This is a genomic window from Nocardioides endophyticus (assembly GCF_039543845.1).
GTDB lineage: Bacteria > Actinomycetota > Actinomycetes > Propionibacteriales > Nocardioidaceae > Nocardioides > Nocardioides endophyticus.
The window spans coordinates 233133-253424 of sequence record NZ_BAABKN010000005.1 but is presented as its reverse complement, the minus strand read 5'-3'; the positions used below and the strand labels follow the sequence as shown (position 1 = coordinate 253424).

Annotated in this window: 20 protein-coding genes; 13 read left to right on the top strand and 7 right to left on the bottom strand. The window is 70.0% G+C overall.

Features of this window, described 5'->3' with window-relative positions; all coding sequences use genetic code 11:
- Positions 1 to 72: 72 nt before the first annotated feature.
- Positions 73 to 789 carry a GntR family transcriptional regulator gene (locus tag ABEA33_RS03570; protein ID WP_345525203.1) on the bottom strand — a complete coding sequence of 239 codons (717 nt, stop codon included), beginning with the start codon at positions 787 to 789 and terminating at the stop codon, positions 73 to 75.
- Between the two features lie 272 nt (positions 790 to 1061).
- Between ABEA33_RS03570 and ABEA33_RS03565 the strand changes: the two genes are divergently transcribed.
- The 4 genes from ABEA33_RS03565 (at position 1062) to efeB (ending at position 5131) form a co-directional block, all read left to right on the top strand.
- Positions 1062 to 1769 (top strand): DsbA family oxidoreductase, encoded by a 708-nt coding sequence (locus ABEA33_RS03565; RefSeq protein WP_345525202.1) that lies wholly within the window; start codon positions 1062 to 1064, stop codon positions 1767 to 1769.
- Positions 1770 to 1833: 64 nt separating this feature from the next.
- Positions 1834 to 2682, top strand: coding sequence for an iron uptake transporter permease EfeU (gene efeU, locus ABEA33_RS03560; RefSeq protein WP_345525201.1), 849 nt, complete (start codon positions 1834 to 1836; stop codon positions 2680 to 2682).
- Positions 2683 to 2705: 23 nt separating this feature from the next.
- Positions 2706 to 3872, top strand: a complete 1167-nt coding sequence (gene efeO / locus ABEA33_RS03555; protein WP_345525200.1) for an iron uptake system protein EfeO — start codon at positions 2706 to 2708, stop codon at positions 3870 to 3872.
- Positions 3764 to 5131 carry an iron uptake transporter deferrochelatase/peroxidase subunit gene (gene efeB / locus ABEA33_RS03550; protein ID WP_345525431.1) on the top strand — a complete coding sequence of 456 codons (1368 nt, stop codon included), beginning with the start codon at positions 3764 to 3766 and terminating at the stop codon, positions 5129 to 5131. Before efeO ends, efeB begins: the two co-directional genes overlap by 109 nt.
- A gap of 451 nt (positions 5132 to 5582) precedes the next feature.
- Here the strand turns inward: efeB and ABEA33_RS03545 are convergent, their stop codons facing one another.
- On the bottom strand, positions 5583 to 6914 hold the full coding sequence (locus ABEA33_RS03545; protein ID WP_345525199.1) for a helix-turn-helix domain-containing protein: 1332 nt from the start codon (positions 6912 to 6914) through the stop codon (positions 5583 to 5585).
- Between the two features lie 67 nt (positions 6915 to 6981).
- Entirely contained in the window at positions 6982 to 8340 is a 1359-nt protein-coding gene (locus tag ABEA33_RS03540; protein ID WP_345525198.1) for a helix-turn-helix domain-containing protein, read from the bottom strand.
- 552 nt (positions 8341 to 8892) lie between these two features.
- On the opposite strand from ABEA33_RS03540, the gene ABEA33_RS03535 reads away from it, so the two are divergent.
- Both ABEA33_RS03535 and ABEA33_RS03530 read left to right on the top strand, forming a co-directional pair.
- Positions 8893 to 9195 (top strand): hypothetical protein, encoded by a 303-nt coding sequence (locus ABEA33_RS03535; protein ID WP_345525197.1) that lies wholly within the window; start codon positions 8893 to 8895, stop codon positions 9193 to 9195.
- Positions 9196 to 9273: 78 nt separating this feature from the next.
- Positions 9274 to 9480, top strand: coding sequence for a hypothetical protein (locus ABEA33_RS03530; RefSeq protein ID WP_345525196.1), 207 nt, complete (start codon positions 9274 to 9276; stop codon positions 9478 to 9480).
- Positions 9481 to 9484: 4 nt separating this feature from the next.
- Here ABEA33_RS03530 and ABEA33_RS03525 read toward each other — a convergent pair whose 3' ends face one another.
- The 3 genes from ABEA33_RS03525 to ABEA33_RS03515 all read right to left on the bottom strand — a co-directional run bounded on the left by ABEA33_RS03525 (position 9485) and on the right by ABEA33_RS03515 (position 11518).
- Positions 9485 to 9718, bottom strand: coding sequence for a GNAT family N-acetyltransferase (locus ABEA33_RS03525; protein ID WP_345525442.1), 234 nt, complete (start codon positions 9716 to 9718; stop codon positions 9485 to 9487).
- Complete coding sequence (locus ABEA33_RS03520) at positions 9624 to 9830, bottom strand: GNAT family N-acetyltransferase (protein WP_345525195.1); 207 nt, start codon at positions 9828 to 9830, stop codon at positions 9624 to 9626. Before ABEA33_RS03520 ends, ABEA33_RS03525 begins: the two co-directional genes overlap by 95 nt.
- Before the next feature lie 134 nt (positions 9831 to 9964).
- Positions 9965 to 11518: an ATP-binding cassette domain-containing protein gene (locus ABEA33_RS03515; protein ID WP_345525194.1), complete on the bottom strand. Its 1554-nt coding sequence runs from the start codon at positions 11516 to 11518 to the stop codon at positions 9965 to 9967.
- A gap of 285 nt (positions 11519 to 11803) precedes the next feature.
- On the opposite strand from ABEA33_RS03515, the gene serA reads away from it, so the two are divergent.
- From serA to ABEA33_RS03495, 4 genes are read left to right on the top strand one after another with little or no spacing between them, the layout of a single operon-like run.
- Positions 11804 to 13390: a phosphoglycerate dehydrogenase gene (gene serA / locus ABEA33_RS03510; protein WP_345525193.1), complete on the top strand. Its 1587-nt coding sequence runs from the start codon at positions 11804 to 11806 to the stop codon at positions 13388 to 13390.
- A 27-nt stretch (positions 13391 to 13417) separates the two neighbouring features.
- Positions 13418 to 13771, top strand: a complete 354-nt coding sequence (locus ABEA33_RS03505) for a hypothetical protein (RefSeq protein ID WP_345525192.1) — start codon at positions 13418 to 13420, stop codon at positions 13769 to 13771.
- Positions 13772 to 13780: 9 nt separating this feature from the next.
- A complete protein-coding gene (locus tag ABEA33_RS03500; RefSeq protein ID WP_345525191.1) occupies positions 13781 to 14341 on the top strand; it encodes a cyclodeaminase/cyclohydrolase family protein in 561 nt (186 codons plus the stop codon).
- Complete coding sequence (locus tag ABEA33_RS03495; protein ID WP_345525190.1) at positions 14342 to 16021, top strand: formate--tetrahydrofolate ligase; 1680 nt, start codon at positions 14342 to 14344, stop codon at positions 16019 to 16021. It begins immediately after the preceding gene.
- A 12-nt stretch (positions 16022 to 16033) separates the two neighbouring features.
- On the opposite strand, the gene yczR is transcribed toward ABEA33_RS03495, so the two are convergent.
- Positions 16034 to 17467, bottom strand: coding sequence for a MocR-like transcription factor YczR (gene yczR / locus ABEA33_RS03490; RefSeq protein WP_345525188.1), 1434 nt, complete (start codon positions 17465 to 17467; stop codon positions 16034 to 16036).
- A gap of 61 nt (positions 17468 to 17528) precedes the next feature.
- On the opposite strand from yczR, the gene yczE reads away from it, so the two are divergent.
- The 3 genes from yczE to ABEA33_RS03475 all read left to right on the top strand — a co-directional run bounded on the left by yczE (position 17529) and on the right by ABEA33_RS03475 (position 20230).
- The gene (yczE, locus tag ABEA33_RS03485) at positions 17529 to 18227 is read left to right on the top strand and encodes a membrane protein YczE (RefSeq protein ID WP_345525186.1); all 699 of its coding nucleotides are present in this window, start codon (positions 17529 to 17531) and stop codon (positions 18225 to 18227) included.
- Between the two features lie 249 nt (positions 18228 to 18476).
- Positions 18477 to 19712, top strand: a complete 1236-nt coding sequence (locus ABEA33_RS03480) for a toxic anion resistance protein (protein ID WP_345525184.1) — start codon at positions 18477 to 18479, stop codon at positions 19710 to 19712.
- A 5-nt stretch (positions 19713 to 19717) separates the two neighbouring features.
- Positions 19718 to 20230 (top strand): hypothetical protein, encoded by a 513-nt coding sequence (locus ABEA33_RS03475; protein WP_345525182.1) that lies wholly within the window; start codon positions 19718 to 19720, stop codon positions 20228 to 20230.
- The last annotated feature ends 62 nt before the right edge of the window (positions 20231 to 20292 follow it).

The window sequence follows — 20292 nt, the reverse complement described above, 5'->3', positions numbered from 1 at the left end:
GGGCGATGTGGCGCTGGGACGAGGCAAGGGCACCGCCCTCGTCGAGGGTCGCCCGTGGGAGCTCGTCGGCGCCTAGACGCGGGCCGACTCGTTGGCGCTCGGCTGACGCTCAAGCGCGGCCTGCAGGTCGGCCTCGCTGCTCGCCAGGTGGTGCACCCAGGCGTCGCGCAGCTCCTCGGCCTTGCCCGCGCGGGCCAGGTCGAGCAGCGCCCGGTGCTCGGTGATCCGTGCCTCCGTGGTCTCCGGCGCGCGGTCGAGGTCGTCCATCACCAGGTGCAGGTAGCGGTCGGCCGAGTGCCAGAGGATCTGGAGCATGCGCCGGTCGACGGCGCCCATGACCTCGTCGAGGATCGCCGCGTGGAAGGCGTGGTGCGCCGCGGCGAGGGCCGAAGGCTCGCGCTCGACCTCGGCGTACTCGTCCAGCGCGACCTGCGCCTGTTCGAGCCGCTCGGGGGTCATCCGCTCCATCGCGCGCATGGTGAGGTCGCCCTCGATGACCCGGCGCAGGCGGTAGATGTCGGCGAGGTCCTCGGGGCTGAGCGAGGCGACGAGCGCCGAGCGACCGGGGCGAAGGCTGACCAGCCCCTCGCTCTCCAGACGGCGCAGCGCCTCGCGCACCGGGATGTGGCTCACGTCGAACTGCTCACAGAGCTCCACGATGGAGACGGCCGCACCCGGCTTGATGTCGCCGTTGAGGATCGCGCGGTGCAGCTCGTCGGTGACGCGGTCGACCAACGACAGATGTGCGATCGGACGGACCGGCGATCCGGTGCGTGCGGTGCGGGCCATGCGGCTCTCTCCCTCAGATGTCGGCCGACCGTCTCGTCCGGTCGGGCCAATCGTGGCATGTCCGCAGAGGGGATCGTCCCAAGCGGCTTCCGCTCTACCTCTACCCATCCGATATTGCCGATTCTCTATCGAAAGGAGGTGTGCAGGATGGTCGACCCCGGATCCCGCCCGCGATGTTCATCAGCGCTCCGCCACTTGCGATCCCCATCCTGCACCTTCCTCGAAACCACCACTGACGGAACAAACGCGGTCGCGACCGGCGTTCAGCCGACGTGAAGATCGAGATCTGGAGTGACGTCGTCTGCCCGTGGTGCTTCGTGGGGAAGCGTCGTCTCGAGACGGCCCTGTCCACCTTCGAGCACGCGGACGACGTCGAGATCGTCTACCGCTCCTTCGAGCTGGACCCGACCGCCCCGCACCACGGCCACGAGCTGTCGACCGGCGTCATCGCCCGCAAGTATGGGCGCAGCGAGGACGAGATGCGCGACATGCAGCAGCAGCTGATCGACGTCGCGGCCGACGACGGGCTGACGATGCGGCTCTTCGACACCGTGCACACCAACACCATCGACGCGCACCGGCTCCTGCACCTCGCCCTCGAGACCGGCGGCCCGGCCCTGCAGCGCGAGCTCAAGGAGGCGCTGCTCTCGGCGTACTTCGAGGGTGCCGCCGACGTCGGGGACCACGACGTGCTCGCCGGCGTCGCGACGAACGTCGGTCTCGACGAGGCGCGCGTCCGCGAAGTGCTGGCGAGCGACGAGTACGCCGACGCGGTCGCCGCCGACATCGCCCAGGCTCGCGCGTACGGCGCGACCGGCGTGCCGTTCTTCGTCGTCGACCAGAAGTACGGCGTCTCGGGCGCCCAGCCAGCCGAGGTCTTCAGCCAGGTGCTCGACCAGGCCTGGACCGCGTCCCACCCGGTCCTGCAGATGGCCGGCGGCGACGCCGAGGCCTGCGGCCCGGACGGCTGCACCATCTAACGATGTTGTGACGCGTCCGACAGTGGTTAGGCAAACCTAACTGCCAAGCGTACGATCGCCGCTTGTGCTCGCGAACTACCTGATCGGCCTGCGTGAGGGCCTCGAGGCGGCCCTGGTGGTCAGCATCCTCGTCGCCTACCTCGTCAAGATCGAGCGGCGCGACCTGCTCCCGCGGATCTGGATCGGGGTAGGGCTCGCGGTGCTCGTGTCGCTCGGCTTCGGGTTCGCGCTGTTCTACGGCCCGCGCGGCCTGACCTTCGAGGCCCAGGAGACGATCGGCGGCACCTTGTCGATCGTCGCGGTCGGGTTCGTCACCTGGATGATCTTCTGGATGGCCCGCGCGGCCCGCTCGCTGAGTGGGGAGCTGCGTGGCCGGATCGACGACGCGGTGGAGGGCCCCTGGTGGGGCCTGGCGCTGGTCGCCATCTTCGCGGTCGGCCGCGAGGGGCTGGAGACCGCGCTCTTCCTCTGGTCGGCCACCGAGGCGGTCTCGCGCGACACCAACTCGACGTGGCAGCCGCTGGTCGGGGCCGGCCTCGGCATCGCGACCGCCGTGGTCCTGGCGTACCTGCTCTACCGCGGCGCGATCTCGATCAACCTCAGCACGTTCTTCACGTGGACCGGAGGCTTCCTGATCCTGGTGGCCGGCGGCGTCCTTTCGTACGGCGTCCACGACCTCCAGGAGGCCGGTGTCCTGCCCGGGCTCGACAACCTGGCGTGGGACGTGTCGGACACGATCGACCCGACCACCTGGTACGCCACCCTTCTCAAGGGCATCTTCAACTTCTCCCCGCAGACGACCGTGCTCGAGGCCCTCGTCTGGGTCCTGTACGTCGTCCCGGTGATGTTCCTCTTCGTCCGCGGCGCCCGCCGGCGAAGCTCTCCTCCCGCTCCCGCCCCCGTCAGCAACTGACCCGTCCGAAGGAACAGAGACACATGCACAAGCCCCTGCTCGTGGCCGCACTGCTGGTCACCACGCCGTTCTTCGCCGCCTGCACCGAGAACGCCAAGGACAGCGGAGGAGACGCGGGCGACGCCCGCACCGTCTCGGTCTCGTCCACCGACGACGAGTGCAAGGTCTCCACCGCCGAGGTGCCGTCCGGGACGGTCACCTTCGACGTCACCAACGACGGCTCGCAGGTCACCGAGTTCTACCTCCTGGGCGAGGATGGTCTCCGGATCGTCGCCGAGGTCGAGAACGTCGGCCCGCAGCTCTCCCGCCAGCTGGTCGTCAATGCGCCGGCTGGCACCTACTTCACCGCCTGCAAGCCGGGCATGAAGGGCGACGGCATCCGCGCCGACTTCACCGTCACCAAGTCCGGCGACGAGCCCAGCGTCTCCGCCGACGACCAGGAGCTGGTCGACACCGCGCTGACCAACTACTCGGCGTACGTCCAGGACCAGTCCGACCAGCTGGTGACCAAGACCGAGGAGTTCGTCGACCTCTACAAGTCGGGCGACGACGACGCCGCGCGGACGCTCTACCCCGAGGCCCGCACCCACTGGGAGCGCATCGAGACCGTCGCCGAGTCGTTCGGTGACCTCGACCCGCTCACCGACGCTCGCGAGGCCGACCTCGAGCCCGGCGAGAAGTGGACCGGTTGGCACCGCATCGAGAAGGACCTCTGGCCCGAGCTGGCGAAGAACTACACGCCGCTCACGCCCAAGGAGCGCGCGTTCTACGCTGACGACCTGATGAAGAACATCACCACCCTCGACGAGCGCGTCCAGGGCCTCGACTACACCGTCGACCAGATCGCGAACGGCTCGCGCGGCCTGCTCGAGGAGGTCGCCGCGGGCAAGGTCACCGGCGAGGAGGAGTTCTGGTCGCACACCGACCTGTGGGACTTCCAGGCCAACGTCGACGGTGCCCGCGTGGGCTTCGAGGGCGTCAAGCCGATCGTCGAGCAGACCAACCCGGAGCTCGCGAAGACGCTGACGACCCGGTTCGCCGACCTGCAGACGCTGCTGGACGCGCAGCGGACCGACACCGGATTCACGTTCTACGACGACCTGACCCCCGACGAGGTGCAGGACCTGGCGAACGCCGTCAACGCGCTCTCCGAGCCGCTCTCGCAGCTCACGGCGGCGGTGCTGTCCTGACCGGGGTCTCCCGACGCGGACTGGTCGGCGGTGGCGTTGCCGCCGCCGGCCTCGCCGCAGGTGCTTTCGCCGCCGGTCGCGCGACCGCCGCGGACGGCGAGTCGCGCCCGGACGACGCTCGAGACGCCTATGCCTTCCGCGGCAAGCACCAGGCCGGCATCACCACCCCGGCCCAGGACCGCCTGCACTTCGCGGCGTTCGACGTCACGACCAACTCACGCGACGAGCTGGTCGCGCTGCTGACGGCCTGGACCGAGGCCGCCGACCGGATGACCCGGGGACTGTCCGCCGGTGAGGTCGGGCCGACCCAGGGCTCGGTCAACCTGCCTCCCGATGACACCGGCGAGGCCATCGGACTGAGCGCCAGCGGGCTGACGATCACGTTCGGGTTCGGCCCGACACTCTTCCGCGACGACGACGGCAAGGACCGCTTCGGGCTCGCCGACCGGCAGCCCAAGGCGCTGCGCACGCTGCCGCACTTCCCGGCCGACGTACTGGACCCGGAGAAGTCGTACGGCGACCTGTGCATCCAGGCGTGTGCCGACGACCCGCAGGTCGCCGTACACGCCATCCGCAACCTGGCCCGGATCGGCTTCGGCACGGTGGCGGTCCGATGGTCGCAGCTCGGCTTCGGCCGTACGTCGACCACCTCGACGTCGCAGTCGACGCCGCGCAACCTCTTCGGCTTCAAGGACGGCACCGCCAACATCAAGTCCGAGCAGACCAAGGACGTCGACGAGCACGTCTGGGTGGCCCCCGGCGCCGATCCCGGTGCCGACTGGCTGGCCGGTGGCTCCTACCTCGTCGCCCGCCGGTTCAACATGAACATCGAGATCTGGGACCGGCAGACGCTCGGCGACCAGGAGGACTTCGTCGGCCGCACCAAGGACAGCGGCGCGCCGCTCTCGGGTGGCACCGAGTTCACCGAGCCCGACTTCGACATGCCCGGGAGCCTGGGCCACATCATCCCGGACGACGCGCACGTCCGGCTGGTGCACCCGGACTTCCACCATGGCGCCCGGATGCTCCGGCGGGGCTACAACTTCGTCGACGGCTCCAACCCGCTCGGCGGTCTCGACGCCGGCCTGTTCTTCATCGCGTACGTCGTCGACCCGGACACGCACTTCATCCCGATCCAGAACACGATGGCCAAGTCGGACGCGCTGATGGAGTACCTCAAGGTCACCGGCTCCGCGCTGTTCGCCGTACCGCCCGGCATCGGCCAGGGGGAGTACGTCGGTCAGTCGCTCTTCTCCTGAGCGGCCGTTTCACGTCGGCTGACCTGCGCAGGCCGCCTGGCGCGTGAGGCCCAGTGGCGGGCGGGTCCCGAGTGGGGGTAGCCGGCCCGACGGCCCCTTCGGACGTGCCGTCCGCGCGCCCGGTTCAGCCAGCGGCTGGTCTAGTCACCGAACCCACGTTGGCAACTCTAGGCAACTTTTCCATCGAACCAGTTCCTTTTGACTTGCCACAACTTTACCCTCCCCAGGTAGCCGGGTGCGTACCGAGCGCACCCGCTGACCGAGGAGAAGTCAGATGTCGCGGATCAAGCGTGGAATCATCGCCGGTGTCGTCGCTGGAGTTGCCGTGCTGGGGGTCGTGGGGCTGCCGGCGGCGCCGGCGTCCGCCAACCACGTTTTGTGCTGCTGAGCCAGCACGCGGGGGTGGCGGCGGGATTTATGCCACCCCCGGTCGGCCCGATCGGGTGTCTTGTCAGTGTGCGATGTGGAGCCCCTGCGTGGCGCCCGCGCGGCGGAAGGCGTCGGCGGCCAGCTCGCTCTCACCGAGCCCGCGGAGGATCTGCCCGAGCTCGTACCAGAGCTGGGCTGCGTCCCTGTCGGCGCCGCTCCCGGTCAGGATGGCGATGCCCTGCTGATAGTGCCGACGGGCCGAGTCGAGATCGCCCCAGGCGGCGGCGAGGCGGCCTCGCAAGGCTGCCTGGGAGGCCCGGAGCTCCGCCGCGTTCAGCGGCGCAATGGTGGCGCTGGCCTCCAGCTCGGTCTCCGCCTCCCGGTACTGACCCAGCAACTCATGGGCAATCGCCATGCTGAGTCGATGCCTGCCGGCATCCACGGCACTCGCCGTCGACCAGTCGAGCTCCTTGCGCGCCCGTTGCAGCATCTCCAGCGCCCCCGCGGCGTCGGGCGGTCGCAGGCTCAGCTGGATGTTCGCGACGTGGTTGCGCATCCGGCCGAGGCTGCGGGTGTCGCCCGACTTCTCGAACAACTCCATAGCTTGGAGAGCCGTGCTGAGCGCCTCCTCCGCCTGCCCGCGGATCTGCAGCACCGCGCTCGCGTTCCACAGTGCCGACGCCTGCGCCACCGGCAACCCGTACCGGACGGCGTCGGCGAGGGCGCGCTTGCAAGCGCGCAGCGCATGCCCCAGGTCGCCGCGCTGGATATAGGCGCCCGCCGTGGTGATCGTCAGCTGCACCGCCTCTGTGGTTGCGATCAGGCCCAGCCCTGCAATGTGGGCTTGGTGGCTTTCTCCCACCGCGATCGCGTCGTCGAGTCGGCCGGACTCCCGCAGGCAGCGGCTCAGCGAGATCAGGTCCTTGACCCACTTCACGTCTGCGACGGGCTCGGCGGTGAGCAGAGTCAGGTCGGCGGCGGCCCCGTCGAGATCGCCGGCAGCCTCACGGGCACTGGCGCGCAGCCTCAACGCGCTCTCGAACAACTCAGGCGCGTTCGTTCCCACCAGGTCGGAGAGCACCTCGTCGGCCGCCGCCAGCGCCTCCGACGGGTCCTCCGACGACAGGCTGAGCTCGGCGAAGTCGATCGTCGACTGGATGGCGTCCCACCGGTCGCGCGTCAGTCCGGTGAGCAGCTCCTCGAGCGGCGCACCGGCGCGCTCCGCGAGAGTCGTGAGCACCCTGAGAGTCGGTCGGCGGCGACCGACCTCGACGCGACAGACGTACGACGGCTCGACCGTGTCACCGGCGAACTGCGCCTGCGTCAGGCCGGCAGCGACCCGAGCCGCACGCAGCCGCGCCCCCAGCTCGGAGAGTCCCACCCGCGCCAGGAGTTCAGCATTCGTCGACGACACCCACTCATTGTCGCCATTCACCCTCGCGGGGATGCCGATTCCCGGGTAAAGGCGCGCTAGCTGCTCGCTAACTACGTTGCGGGACCGCCCGGTCCCCGTCGGGCTGCACCACAGCAAGACCGGTGGCTTCGGCAGCCTCGCGATAGGCCTCGGCCGCGGACTCCGCGTCGCCGGACTGGTCGAACATGGCGCCCAGCTCGTACCACATCTGGGCCGTGGCCCGGTCCCTCTCGGCCTGACCGAGCACCCGCGCCGCCTCGGCGAGGATTGCGCGTGCCGCTTCCGAGTTTCCGGTTCCACGCTGGATCTGACCCGCCAGGAGGAGCCGGCTCGCGATCAGGATCTCGGACCCCGCCAAGTCGTCTTGGTCCGGGAGGGCGCGCAGTGCCTCGTCGAATTCTCTTTCGAGCACCAGGACCTTTGCGAAGGACAGCCGAATAGCTGCCGCCTCGCGCAGATCCGAGCCATGCTGAGCCGCGAGCGCCGACGCAAACGCCAGCCGCTCTCGGGCGGCTTTGATGTCCGGCTCCGGTCCAGCCAGGAGGAACTCGGCGAACTGAGCATGAAACCGAGCCGACGCCGCCTGCGCCTGGGCATGGTCGGCGCGGGTGCGCGCAATGGCGGCGAAACCGGCTGCCAGGTTGTCGTCGGAGGCGGAACGCTTGGACATACTTGCCGCGACATACGCGTTCAATTGCCCCGCGACATTGTCCGGCGTGGCGTCGGCAATGGCTCGGCACAGCTCGATGGCGCGTTCATGGTCTCCACGGGCTTGCAGAGCGGCGGCGACCGAGCTCGCGACCTCGGCAGCCTCGGCGCTGGCGGCCAAGCCGTGGTCGGCAAGGAGCTCGAGGAGAGGTTCGCCGGTCTCGATGCAGGCGTTCGGATCGTCCGACTCCAGGTAGCACCGGGCGAGCGTCAGCGATGCGGAGAGCCAGTACGGACCGCTCGCACCGCTCTCCACTAGGTCTTCGAGAGCGATGATGGCCTCGTCGAGGTTCCCCAGGACGTGGTTCGCCCTGGCCTCGAGGACGCGGAGCTGCGTCCAGAGGTCGGAGGCCGGGCTGTCCGACAGCGTCTCGCGGGCGCGAGCGAGATGCGCCATCGCCTCGAGGCCGTTGCCGAGGGCGATGTTGATGGAGGCGTGGTCCAGCTCGAGGGTCAACTCGACCCGCTGGTCGGGGGTGACGCCCACGATCAGTTGCTCGACCGAGACATTCGTCTTCTCCGCGATCCTCAGCAAGAGCTTCAGGTCGGGTCGGCGCGCGCCCGACTCGATGCGGGACAGGTAGGCAGACGAGATGTCTGGGTTCGCAAGCTGCAGTTGGGTCAGGCCGGCAGCGACCCGTGCTGCTTTGATGCGTCGACCGAGGAGACCGAGGTCGATCGTGCGACTGAGCTCTGCGAGTTCTGCACCGACGTTCATAGACCCCATTGTGGCCCGGAGACAGTGGAACGTGTCCCAACTTGTGCCATCTTGTGACGAACTGGTGGCAACTTTTGATCGCCCCCCCTTCGAGGAGATGACCAACCGTGACCGGCCCGGGGCTGCCGACTTCCCGGGCGAATGTGCCAGATCCTGTCCTCCGCCAGCAGTTTCCGACGAAGTCGTTCGGAAATATGTGCTTCCAGCGCGCGTCGAATGTGACTTCACGGTGTGATTCTGTGCCCGGGTCGCCGTCTGTCCTCGACAGGAAAGTCGCCATGGGGGAGACGCTCATTCGGATTCGCCCGAAGCTCGTTTCTCGACTTCGTGGTCTTGCGTGAGTATCAGGTCGAAGTCTCGAAGTGCGCCTGCATATGGGCGCCGGGTAGTGGTGGAAATTCAGGGACCCGCGTGTCTGTCAATACTTGTCAGTCCGACATCCCTTGACTGCGAGCAATGTTCTGACATCGTTCCATCCATGAGTCAGGGACAATGCTGGTGCCGGCCCGCCGACGAGAACGAGGGCTTCCGAGTTGAGAGCAAGCATTGAGCGTGGCCGAGCGGTTGCATCCGCTCGAGCCATGGGAGGTCTCAATCGTCGCGTCAGCCACGGGCACGGTGCCGCACCTGATCGAGACTCGCGAACTCGACAACGCGAAGACGCCACGTGCCCTGTGCGGCGTCGGCGCCAAGAGGCCGACCCGCATCTCGTTCGCCGCTCGGGGCTGCCTGCGGTGCTGCCGGGTCGCCCTCCAGGCCGGGCTCAAGATCGTCGTAGTCGGGCCCGACGACCAGCTCGTCGACCTGCACGAGGTGCGACGGAACGGCCAACCACCTGACGAACGCCGTGTTTGACGACCAAGAGCCACCCTAACCGGAACGAGGACCACATTGGCACGACGCCTCTCAGGAGGGCCCGAGGATGGCGGCCGCGTGACCGACCACACCGACGAGATCGCGGCGCTGCGCTCCATGGCCGCCGGAAAACACGAGCACTACGATCGGCTGGTTCTCCTGACCGCAGCCGAGCTGCTCAGTGTCCACGATGACGGTGTCATCGTCCTCGACCACTGGCGAGACCCACGCGCGCTGATCGAGCTGCTGCTCAGGAAGCCCATCCTGGAGTGCGGCATCGAGTAGGCGGTCATACCGTCGACCGCCGGTCTCGAGACCACTGCTCCTTCGTGATGACGAAGTACGCCGACTCGCCCTCGTACCACTTCTTGACGATCCCGTGTTCGGTCATGCCGATGCGACGCATCACGGCCTGGGACGCGTCGTTGTCAGTGTGGCTGACGACGACGATCTCGGGCAGTCCTGCCGCGACGCCTTGGGCGAAGACCGGCGGCCTCGCAGGCGTAGCCCTGACCCCACGCATCGGGGTGCAGGTGCCAGCCGATCTCGACCTCCCCGTGCTCGTCGTTGGGCAGGGTGAGCAGCAGGACCGTGCCGACGACGACCCCGTCTGCCTTCCGCTCGGCGGCCCACATGCGCTGGACGACCGCGGCACGTCGGACTCGACCCCAGCTAGTCGACGACGTCGTGGCGGACCGACGCAAAGGGCGTGTTCCGCGGTGGTGGTCCGCTCATCGCGTGGTTCACCGACCCGTCCGGCAACGTGCCGTCAGTCATCGCCCGCGACTGACTCCGGATCGATGCCGAGATTGACGATCCGCTCGACCCCGATGTCCTCGAGGAACGCCGGGTCGTGGCTGACCACGACCAGCGCGCCGCGGTAGGAGTCGAGCGCCGAGACCAGGGCGTCGTACGACGCGAAGTCGAGGTTGTTGGTCGGCTCGTCGAGCAGCAGCAGCTGGGGCGCAGGATCGGCCAGCAGCAGCGCAGCCAGCGTCGCGCGGAAGCGCTCGCCGCCCGAGAGGTCGCCGACCAGCCGGTCCGCCGCGTCCCCGCGGAAGAGGAACCGCGCCAGCCGGGCTCGCACCGTGTTGGGTTCCGCGCCGGGCGCTCGGCGCGTGACGCTGCCGACGACGGTGTCGTCGTCGTCGAGCAGGTCGAGTCGCTGGGGGAGCAGGGCGACCGGGACCTGGGCCTGCGGGACGAGGCGGTGCAGCAGCGTCGTCTTGCCGGAGCCGTTGGGTCCGACCACGCCGACCCGGTCCGGCCCGCTGATCTCGAGGTCGTGGCCGTCGAGCACCACTCGGCCGCGCGGCACCTCCGTGCCGGGCAGGTCGACCCGGATCTCCCGGTCCGCTCGCAGTCGGGACTCCGCGTCGTTCAACCGCTCGCGGGCCTGGTCGAGGCGGTCGTCGTGGACGTTGCGGTACTTCGCGGCGGACTTCTCCGCCTGGTTGCGCTTGGCGTGGATCGCAGCCTTGCCCAGCCCGGTGGTGACCTCCGCCTTCTTGGCCGTACGACGACGCTGGGCGAGCACCCGCTCGGCCTCGGCCCGGTCGTTGCGCTGCCGCCGCAGGTCCGAGCGTGCCGTGGTGACGGCCTGCTCCGCTGCCGCCTGCTCGGCAGCCACCTGGGCGGCGTACGACGAGTAGCCGCCGCCGTACCAGCGCACCGCGCCACCGCGAAGGTCGCCGATCCGGTCCATCCGCTCGAGCAGCTCGCGGTCGTGGCTGACCACGAGGAGCGAGCGGCTCCACCCGTCGACCACGTCGTACAGCCGGTGCCGCGCGTCGGCGTCGAGGTTGTTGGTCGGCTCGTCGAGCACGAGCACGTCGGGCCGCCTCAGCAGCAGCCGGGACAGTCCGAGCTGGGTGACCTCACCGCCGGAGATCTCGCCGAGGCGCCGATCGAGGACGTCGGCAGGGAGACCGAGGCGGCCGAGCTCGGCGACGACCCGGTCCTCGGCGTCCCAGTCGTCGCCGATGGCGTCGTACAGCTCCTGGTCGACGGCTCCGGACTCGACGGCGCGGATCGCGCGGATGACCGGCCCGACACCGAGGAAGTCCGCGACCGGCTGCTGCACGTCGAGATGGAGGTCCTGTGGCAGGTAGCCGACGGTGCCGCCGGCCGCGAGGTGCCCCGACGTCGGCGTCAGGTCGCCGGCGACCAGGCGCAGCAGCGTCGACTTGCCGGCGCCGTTGACGCCGACCAGTCCGGACCGGCCGGGGGAGACGAGGAGGTCGAGGTCGCTCAGGGCCGTGGTGCCGTCGGGCCAGGCGAAGGTGAGGCGGGACGCGGTGATGACAGAAGTGGGGGCAGGCATGACAGAGCTCCGTGCTTGAGGTGGGGTGGGGACCGGACCTCAGAGCTCCAATGTGACTGCCTCGGGGAGGGGATGCGACCTCACGAGGGTAGACAGCGACCCAGGTGGGACGCCACCGATATCTGGCCGCGGGAGGGGTAGAGTCGCCCGACAGCACAGCGTCGTGCCCGGCCGCATCCGGCCACTCAACCCGCACCACCCTGCGAGGAACGCTGTGAGCACCCCACGAAATCCTGGTCTTCGCCCGCTTCGCTCCTCCAGCCCACGATTCCCCGGGGACCCCGCATGAACGCGCCCGTCGTACTCATCGCCGAAGAGCTCAGCCCCGCCACCGTCGAGGCGCTGGGTCCGGACTTCGAGATCCGCCACTGCAACGGCGCTGATCGGGGAGAGCTGCTGTCGGGCATCGTCGACGTCGACGCGCTGCTGGTCCGCTCGGCCACCAAGGTGGATGCCGAGGCACTGGCCGCAGCGACCCGTCTCAAGGTGGTCGCCCGGGCCGGTGTCGGCCTCGACAACGTCGACGTGCGAGCCGCGACCCAGGCCGGCGTCATGGTCGTGAACGCACCGACCTCCAACATCGTCTCCGCCGCCGAGCTCGCGGTCGCGCTGATGCTCGCCGCCGCCCGCCACGTCTCGCCGGCGCACGCGGCGCTCAAGGACGGTGAGTGGAAGCGCTCGCGCTACACCGGCATCGAGCTCTACGAGAAGACGGTCGGCATCGTCGGCCTCGGCCGGATCGGCGTCCTGGTCGCGCAGCGCCTGTCGGCGTTCGGCATGAAGGTGATCGCCTACGACCCCTACGTGCAGGCCGGCCGCGCCGCTCAGATGGGCGTGCGCCTCGTCGACCTCGACACGCTGTTGGCCGAGGCGGACTTCATGTCCGTGCACCTGCCCAAGACTCCCGAGACCGTCGGCCTCGTCGGCGCCGAGCAGCTGGCGAGGGTGAAGCCGTCGCTGGTCCTGGTCAACGCGGCTCGGGGCGGGATCGTCGACGAGCCCGCGCTGTACGCCGCGCTCAAGGAGGGCCGGATGGCCGCCGCCGGCCTCGACGTCTTCGCGACCGAGCCGTGCACCGACAGCCCGCTCTTCGAGCTCGAGAACGTCGTCGCCACGCCGCACCTCGGTGCGTCGACCGACGAGGCGCAGGAGAAGGCCGGGATCGCGGTCGCGCGCTCGGTCCGGCTCGCGCTGTCGGGCGAGCTGGTCCCCGACGCGGTCAACGTCCAGGGCGGCGTGATCGCCGAGGACGTCCGTCCCGGCATCCCGCTCACCGAGAAGCTCGGCCGCGTCTTCACCGGCCTGGCCGGCGAGGTCGCCCAGCAGGTCGACGTCGAGGTGCGCGGTGAGATCACCGACTTCGACGTCAAGGTGCTCGAGCTCGCGGCCCTCAAGGGCATCTTCGCCGACATCGTCGAGGAGCAGGTCTCCTACGTGAACGCCCCGCTCCTCGCCGCCGAGCGCGGCATGGCGGTGCGCCTGGTCGTCGATCCGGAGAGCCCGGATCACCGCAACCTGATCACGATCCGCGGCACTCTGGCCGACGGATCCCAGGTCTCGGTCAGCGGCACCTTGGTCGGCATCAACCATCGGGAGCGGCTGGTCGAGGTCAACGGGTACGACGTCGACATCGAGCCCACCGACCACCTTGCCTTCCTCACGTACGGCGACCGTCCGGGCATGGTCGGCACCGTCGGGGTGATCCTCGGTGACGCCGGCGTCAACATCGCTGGGATGCAGGTCGCCCGCGACAGCATCGGCGGCCAGGCGCTGGTCGCGCTCTCGGTCGACACGGCCATCCCCGGCGACGTGCTGGCCGACCTGCAGCAGGCCATCGACGCCGCCTCGGTGCGGGCGGTCGACCTGGTCTGACCGGCGGACATCCGGTTGACTCTCGGGATGTCCTCCGACCCCTGGAGCACCGACCAGCTGGACCTGACGGGCTACCTCGCCCGGCTCGGCGCGCCGGCCCCGCCCGACGCCGCAGCCCTCGCCGAGCTGCACGAGGCACACGTGCGGACGTTCACCTTCGACAACATCGACGTGCTGCTCGGGCAGCACCCCGGGGTGTCGCTCTGGACGTCATTCAGCACAAGTTCGTGGACCGCGGTCGCGGCGGCTACTGCTTCGAGCACGACCTCGGTCAGCTGGTCGGACGGTTCAGCGTCTGAGCACCGTCCCAACGTGCCACTCGCCGTTCTGCGGGCGAACCTGCCGACCGGATGGGGTTGCGTCGGGGGCGCGCGGGACTAGCGTGGGCCCGTGGTGCACGACGCTGACGTGGACTCCGGGACGGTCACCGACTTCCTGGACCGTCTCGCCGCCCGGACACCGACGCCGGCGGGAGGCTCGGTCGCGGCCCAGTGCACCGCCCAGGCCGCGGCCCTCGTGGCCATGGTGGCGCGCTACTGCGACGCCCCGGAGCTGGTCGAGCGGGCCGAGCGGCTCGTCACCCGGGCACGCCAGCTGGTGGTCGACGACGAGCGGGCCTTCGGTGCTGTGGCCGATGCGTGGGCGCTCCCTCGCGGAGCGTCGTCCGACGACGAGGAGCGGAGGTCGGCGATCGGCGAGGCGCTCCTGGGGGCATCCGAGCCGCAGGCGCAGGTCGTCGAGACCGCGATCGAGGTGCTGGTGCTGATCGACCTGCTGCGGCCCGCCGCCAGGGGCGGGCTGCAGTCCGACCTAGTCGCCGCCGGTGAGGTGGCCAGGGCCGGATCCGCGATCGCGCGGATGAACGTGGAGTCGAACGTGCGTACGCTGCCGGACTCCGAGGCCCGCTCTCGACTACTGCGGCGGATGGGCGTCGCGAAGGAGAGGGCCTGAGTGCTGTCGGACATCGAGATCGCGAACGCCGCGGAGCTGCGCCCCATCACTCAGGTCGCCCAGGAGGAGCTGGGCATCGACGCCGTTCACCTGGTGCCGTACGGCCACCACAAGGCGAAGGTCGACCTCGGCTACCTCCAGTCCCTCGAGGACCGGCCGCTGGGCAAGCTGGTCTTGATGACGGCGATGTCCCCGACGCCGGCGGGTGAGGGCAAGACGACGACCACGGTCGGGCTGGCCGACGCCCTGCGCGGGCTGGGCCTGAGGTCGATGGCCTGCCTGCGCGAGCCGTCGATGGGCCCGGTCTTCGGCATGAAGGGCGGCGCGGCGGGCGGCGGCTGGGCCCAGGTGGTGCCGATGACCGACATCAACCTGCACTTCACCGGTGACTTCGCGGCCATCGCGGCCGCGAACAACCTGCTGGCGGCGCTGGTCGACAACCACCTCCAGCACGGCAACGCGCTGGGCATCGACGTACGGTCGGTGGACTGGAAGCGGGTGCTCGACCTCAACGACCGAGCGCTTCGCGACGTGGTGGTCGGTCTCGGCGGCCTCGTGAACGGCTACCCGCGCCAGGACGGCTTCGACATCGTGGTGGCCTCCGAGCTGATGGCGATCTTCTGCCTGACCGAGTCGTGGGCCGACCTCAAGCGCCGGATCGGCGACATCGTGGTCGGAGACACCCGGGAGAAGCGGCCGGTCACGGCGCGGGAGCTGGAAGCCGACGGCGCGATGGCGGTGCTGCTGCGGGACGCGCTCGCACCCAATCTGGTGCAGACGCTCGAGCACACCCCGGCGTTCGTCCACGGTGGGCCGTTCGCCAACATCGCGCACGGCTGCAGCTCGGTCATCGCCACCCGGGCGGCGCTGCGGCTGGCCGACTACGTCGTGACGGAGGCCGGTTTCGGTGCCGACCTCGGCGCGGAGAAGTTCGTCGACATCAAGTGCCGAAAGTCCGGGCTCCGACCCGATGCCGCAGTGGTGGTGGCAACCGTCCGGGCGCTCAAGTTCCACGGCGGCGTGGACGTGCCCGACCTCGGCCGGGACGACATCGGTGCCGTGGAGCGCGGCATGGAGAACCTCGAGCGGCACCTGCGCAACGTCCGCGAGGTCTACGGGATCCCGTGCGTGGTCGCGCTCAACCGCTTCCCGACCGACACGGACGCGGAGGTGGCCCGCGTCGTCGAGCTGGTCGACGGCTTGGGGGTGCGGACCCACCCTGCGACGCACTTCGTCGACGGCGGTTTCGGGGCGACCGAGCTGGCGAAGGGCGTGCTGGACCTGCTCGAGAGCTCCGGTCCGTCGACGTTCTCCTTCACCTACCCCGACGGACTCCCGCTCAAGGAGAAGGCGGAGACCCTCGCCCATCGCCTGTACGGCGCGTCGAGCGTGACGTGGGACGGGAAGGCCAAGCGGCGGCTCGACCGCCTGGAAGCCGACGGGTACGGCGGGTTGCCCGTCTGCGTGGCCAAGACGCAGTACTCGTTCTCGACCGACGCCACCCTGCGCGGGGCGCCGACCGGTCACGACCTCCACGTCCGCGAGGTCCGGCTCTCCGCGGGCGCCGGCTTCGTGGTCCTCGTGTGCGGTGACGTGATGACGATGCCCGGCCTGCCGGCCACCCCCGCCGCCTCCCGGATCGACCTTCTCGACGACGGGACCATCGTGGGCCTGTCCTGACCCGGCGCGGGATCAGGCGACCATCACGCGGCCGACCCGACCGGTTGAGGCGGGCTGGGAGCGTACGAGGGCCCAGGCGCCGGCGATGCGGCGCACGGCTTCGGTCAGCTCGTCGGCCGGGCGGGTCCAAGGTATCCGGACGAAGCGGTCGAGCCCGCCCTCGGCGGCGAAGACCGGGCCGGGGGCGATGATCACGCCGCGGCGCTCGGCCTCGGTGGCCAATGCGGTGCCGAAAGCGCCGGGCAGCCGGCACCAGAGGGCCAGCCCGCCGGTGGGCCGGTGGAAGGTCCACTCGGGCAGGTGCACGGCGACCGCGCCGGCGAGCGCGTCGCGCTGCTCGCGTAGCCGCGACCGGTTGGCCGCCAGGATCTCGTCGGCGTCGGCGAGCAGCCGCGCGAGCACGAGCTGCTCGAGCACGGGAGCGCCGAGGTCCAAGCTGACTCGGGCCTGCGTGAGCCGCTCCATCTGGCCGCGCGGTGCGCGGATCCAGCCGAGCCGCAGTCCGCCCCAGAAGGACTTGCTCGCGCTGCCGATCGTGATCGTGTCCGGGGCGTACGACGCGAACGGCCGCGGCATCTGCTGTCCCTCCAGCGCCAGCGCCTGGTGGGCCTCGTCGACCACGGCGACCGTGTGCGCGCGACGCAGGTGCGCGGCGTACGACCCGCGCTGCTCGTCGGTCATCAGATGGCCGGTGGGGTTCTGGAAGTCCGGGATCAGGTAGGCCAGTCGCGGCGACGTCTGGCGCAGGGTCGCCGCGACGGAGTCGAGGTCCCAGCCGTCGGGGTCGACCGGGCTCGGCACCAGGCGGGCGCCCGAGTGCCGCAGCGCGTCGGTCGCGTTCGGATAGGTCGGCGTCTCCACGAGCACCCGGTCGCCGGGGCCCGAGAACGCCTGCGCCACGATCGACGCCGCCGTCAGCGCACCCGGCGTCACCATGATCTGGTCGGGCGAGGTCGGCAGCCCGCGCGCGTCGTACGACGCCGCGACGGCTGCCTGCAGGCTCGGCAGCCCGGCGGGGAAGTAGCCGTGTCCGCCGAGGTACGCCGGGAGCTCCGCCACGGCGTCGGCGTACGCGCGGGCGATGCCCGGCGGGGCGGACGGAGCCGCGCAGTTGAGGTCGATCGCGTCGCCGTCGCCGGGGCGGGGGAGCAGTGCCCGGTCGTGGGCGCGGCTGCGTCCGCCGGGCACCCGGGTGAACGTCCCGGCCCCGCGCCTGGCCTCTGCGTACCCCGCGTCCCGCAGCGCGGCGTATGCCCGGGTCACCGTGGTCCGCGAGACGCTGAGCGCCTCGGTGAGCTCGCGCTCGCTCGGCAGCCGGGTGTCCACCGCGATCCGCCCGTCGCCGATCAGCAGGATCAGTGCGTCGGCGAGGCCGGCGTACGCGGGTGATCGGTCGAAGTCGCCGACCAGGGTGGCTACCCGGCCGGCGCCGAGAAGGCGCGTCATGCAGGCCACTCTCCCACGATTGGCTATTTGAGAGAAGGCCAATCCCGGCGACCATGGACCGGTGACCACGATCGCCACCGCACCCATCGGACCTCAGAGAGCCGGGCTGAGTGACCTGGGCCCGATCGCGCAGCTGCGCGCAGGCCGCCTGGGTCGCCGGCTGCCGCAGCTGTACGTCGGCCTGGTGACGTACGGCGTCTCGCTCGCCATGATGGTGCGTGGCGACCTCGGCCTGGCGCCGTGGGACGTGCTGCATTCCGGCCTGATCCGCTACGTGCCGATCACTCTCGGCCAGGCGGTCGTGGTGATGAGCTTCGTCGTCCTGCTGCTGTGGATCCCGCTCCGGGAGAAGCCCGGTCTCGGGACCATCTCCAACGCGCTGGTCGTGGGCTTCTCCGCCGACGCCACCCTCGCCCTCCTCGACCACCCGGACTCGATGGCGCTGCGGATCGCCCTGATGGTCGGCGGCATCGTGCTCTGCGGACTGGCGAGCGCGATGTACATCGGTGCTCAGCTCGGACGCGGTCCGCGCGACGGCCTGATGACCGGTCTCGCCCGGCGCAGCGGCCGATCGCTGCGCCTGGTGCGCACCGGGATCGAGGTGACCGTCGTCGTGATCGGCCTGCTGCTGGGCGGCACCCTCGGCGTCGGCACCGTGCTCTACGCGCTGGCCATCGGGCCGCTGACGCAGCTCTGGCTGCCGGCGTGGACGGTCCAGCCGCGATCGCTCGGGTCGGGTGGTTTCGAGGGTCGTCGTTAGCGCTCCTCGCACCTCAACCACGGCTAGGTGTATGTGATCTACACACAGCCCACAGCACCATCACGAACGTCGACATCACCGCGGCTCAGCAACACCGCCGCGAACTGGTCGACCGGGTCTCTCCGACCGGCAGCTACCGCGAGCGGATGCGCTCGGGCACCCACGTGATGCCGACCGATATCTAAGTCGCTCCCGCGCCCTGGGGTAGATCTGACAGACTTCCGGCACACCGATCGGGAGGAGACGTCAATGACCGAGGACCAAGGCGAGGCAGCCGTCGCGCCGCTCGCGCCGCCTGAGCCGGTGATCACGCTGACCGCGCCCGAGGCGCCGGCCGCCGTGACGGCCACCCAGGCACCCCGGATGGCACCCCAGGTGTCCGCGGAGGCGCTGCCCGGGCTGGACGCCAAGGTCGACGGCTTCATGACCGCGCTGAGCGCGACGGCGGTCAACAGCCCGGAGTTCGCAGCCCAGGCAGAGAGCGTGCGCACGATGGGCGACGCCGACATCCGCAAGGCGGCGGAGACGTCCAACCGGATGCTCGAGCAGCCGGTGCGCGCCCTCAAGGAGGGCGGCATCGCCCAGGGCTCGGCGGTCGGCAAGACCCTGCTCGAGCTGCGTCGTACGGTCGAGGACCTCGACCCGAGCCAGGCCACCGGTGCGCGCAAGTGGCTCGACATCCTGCCCTTCGGTGACAAGGTGACCGACTACTTCCGCAAGTACCAGTCGGCGCAGAGCCAGCTCAACGGGATCCTGCACAGCCTGCGCAGTGGCCAGGACGAGCTGACCAAGGACAACGTCTCCCTCAACCTCGAGAAGACCAACCTCTGGGCGTCGATGGGCCGGCTCAACCAGTACGTCTACGTCGCCGAGCGGCTTGACACCAAGCTGTCGGCGAAGATCGCGGAGCTCGAGCTGTCGGACCCCGACGCCGCGAAGGCGCTGTCGCAGGACGTGCTCTTCTACGTGCGCCAGAAGCACCAGGACCTGCTCACCCAGCTGGCCGTCTCGATCCAGTCCTACCTGGCGATCGACGTCATCATCAAGAACAACATCGAGCTCATCAAGGGCGTCGACCGCGCGTCCACGACGACGATCTCCGCGCTGCGTACGGCGGTCATCGTGGCCCAGGCACTGGGCAACCAGAAGCTGGTCCTCGACCAGATCACCGCCCTCAACAGCACCACGTCCGGGATGATCCAGCGGACGTCCGAGATGCTCCGCGACAACTCTGCGGCGATCCAGGACCAGGCGGCGTCATCGAGCATCGGGATCGAGCAGCTGCAGGCGGCGTTCGCCAACATCTACGCGACCATGGACTCGATCGACGAGTTCAAGCTCAAGGCGCTGGACTCGATGTCCGCGACCATCGGTGTGCTCGAGACCGAGGTCGACAAGTCGAAGGCCTACCTCGACCGGGTCCAGGCCCACGACGCGCGCAGCGCAGCAGGCACCCTCGACCTCTCCACGTTGCCGACCAGCTGAGAGCCGTGAGCCTGAAGTCGTGGCTGAGTCGCCTCCGAGGTGAGGACGAGGCGGCAGGTCCGGCCATCCCGTCCCCGCCGACCGAGCAGGAGATCCTGGCCGCGCTCGACCGCGTGCACGCGATGCTCGCCGAGGGCAACGCGCCGCCGATCATCACCTCGCGGGTGGCCCGGATCGCCCGCACGATCCGCGACACCCTGCCGCAGCTGCGACACCTCGGCGCGGGCACCATCGAGAGCTACTCGGTGATGGCGACCGCGACCGACTATCTGCCCGAGGCCGTAGGCGGCTACCTGCGGCTGCCCCGCGAGTGGGCGGACACCCGCCCGATCGACGGGTACAAGACCTCGTTGATGGTCCTGGTCGACCAGCTCGAGCTGCTCGCCTCGACGATGGACAAGATCCTCGACGCCGCCAACCGTGCCGACGCGCAGGCGCTGATCGCCCACGGCATGTTCCTCCAGGCCAAGTTCGGCACCCCTGCCGGCCCCGACCTCACGCTGGGACCACCGTCATGAGCAAGCGAAGCGCGCGAATCATCCAACACAGCCGGTCGCGTGCCTCGTGCGCGCACGGAGCG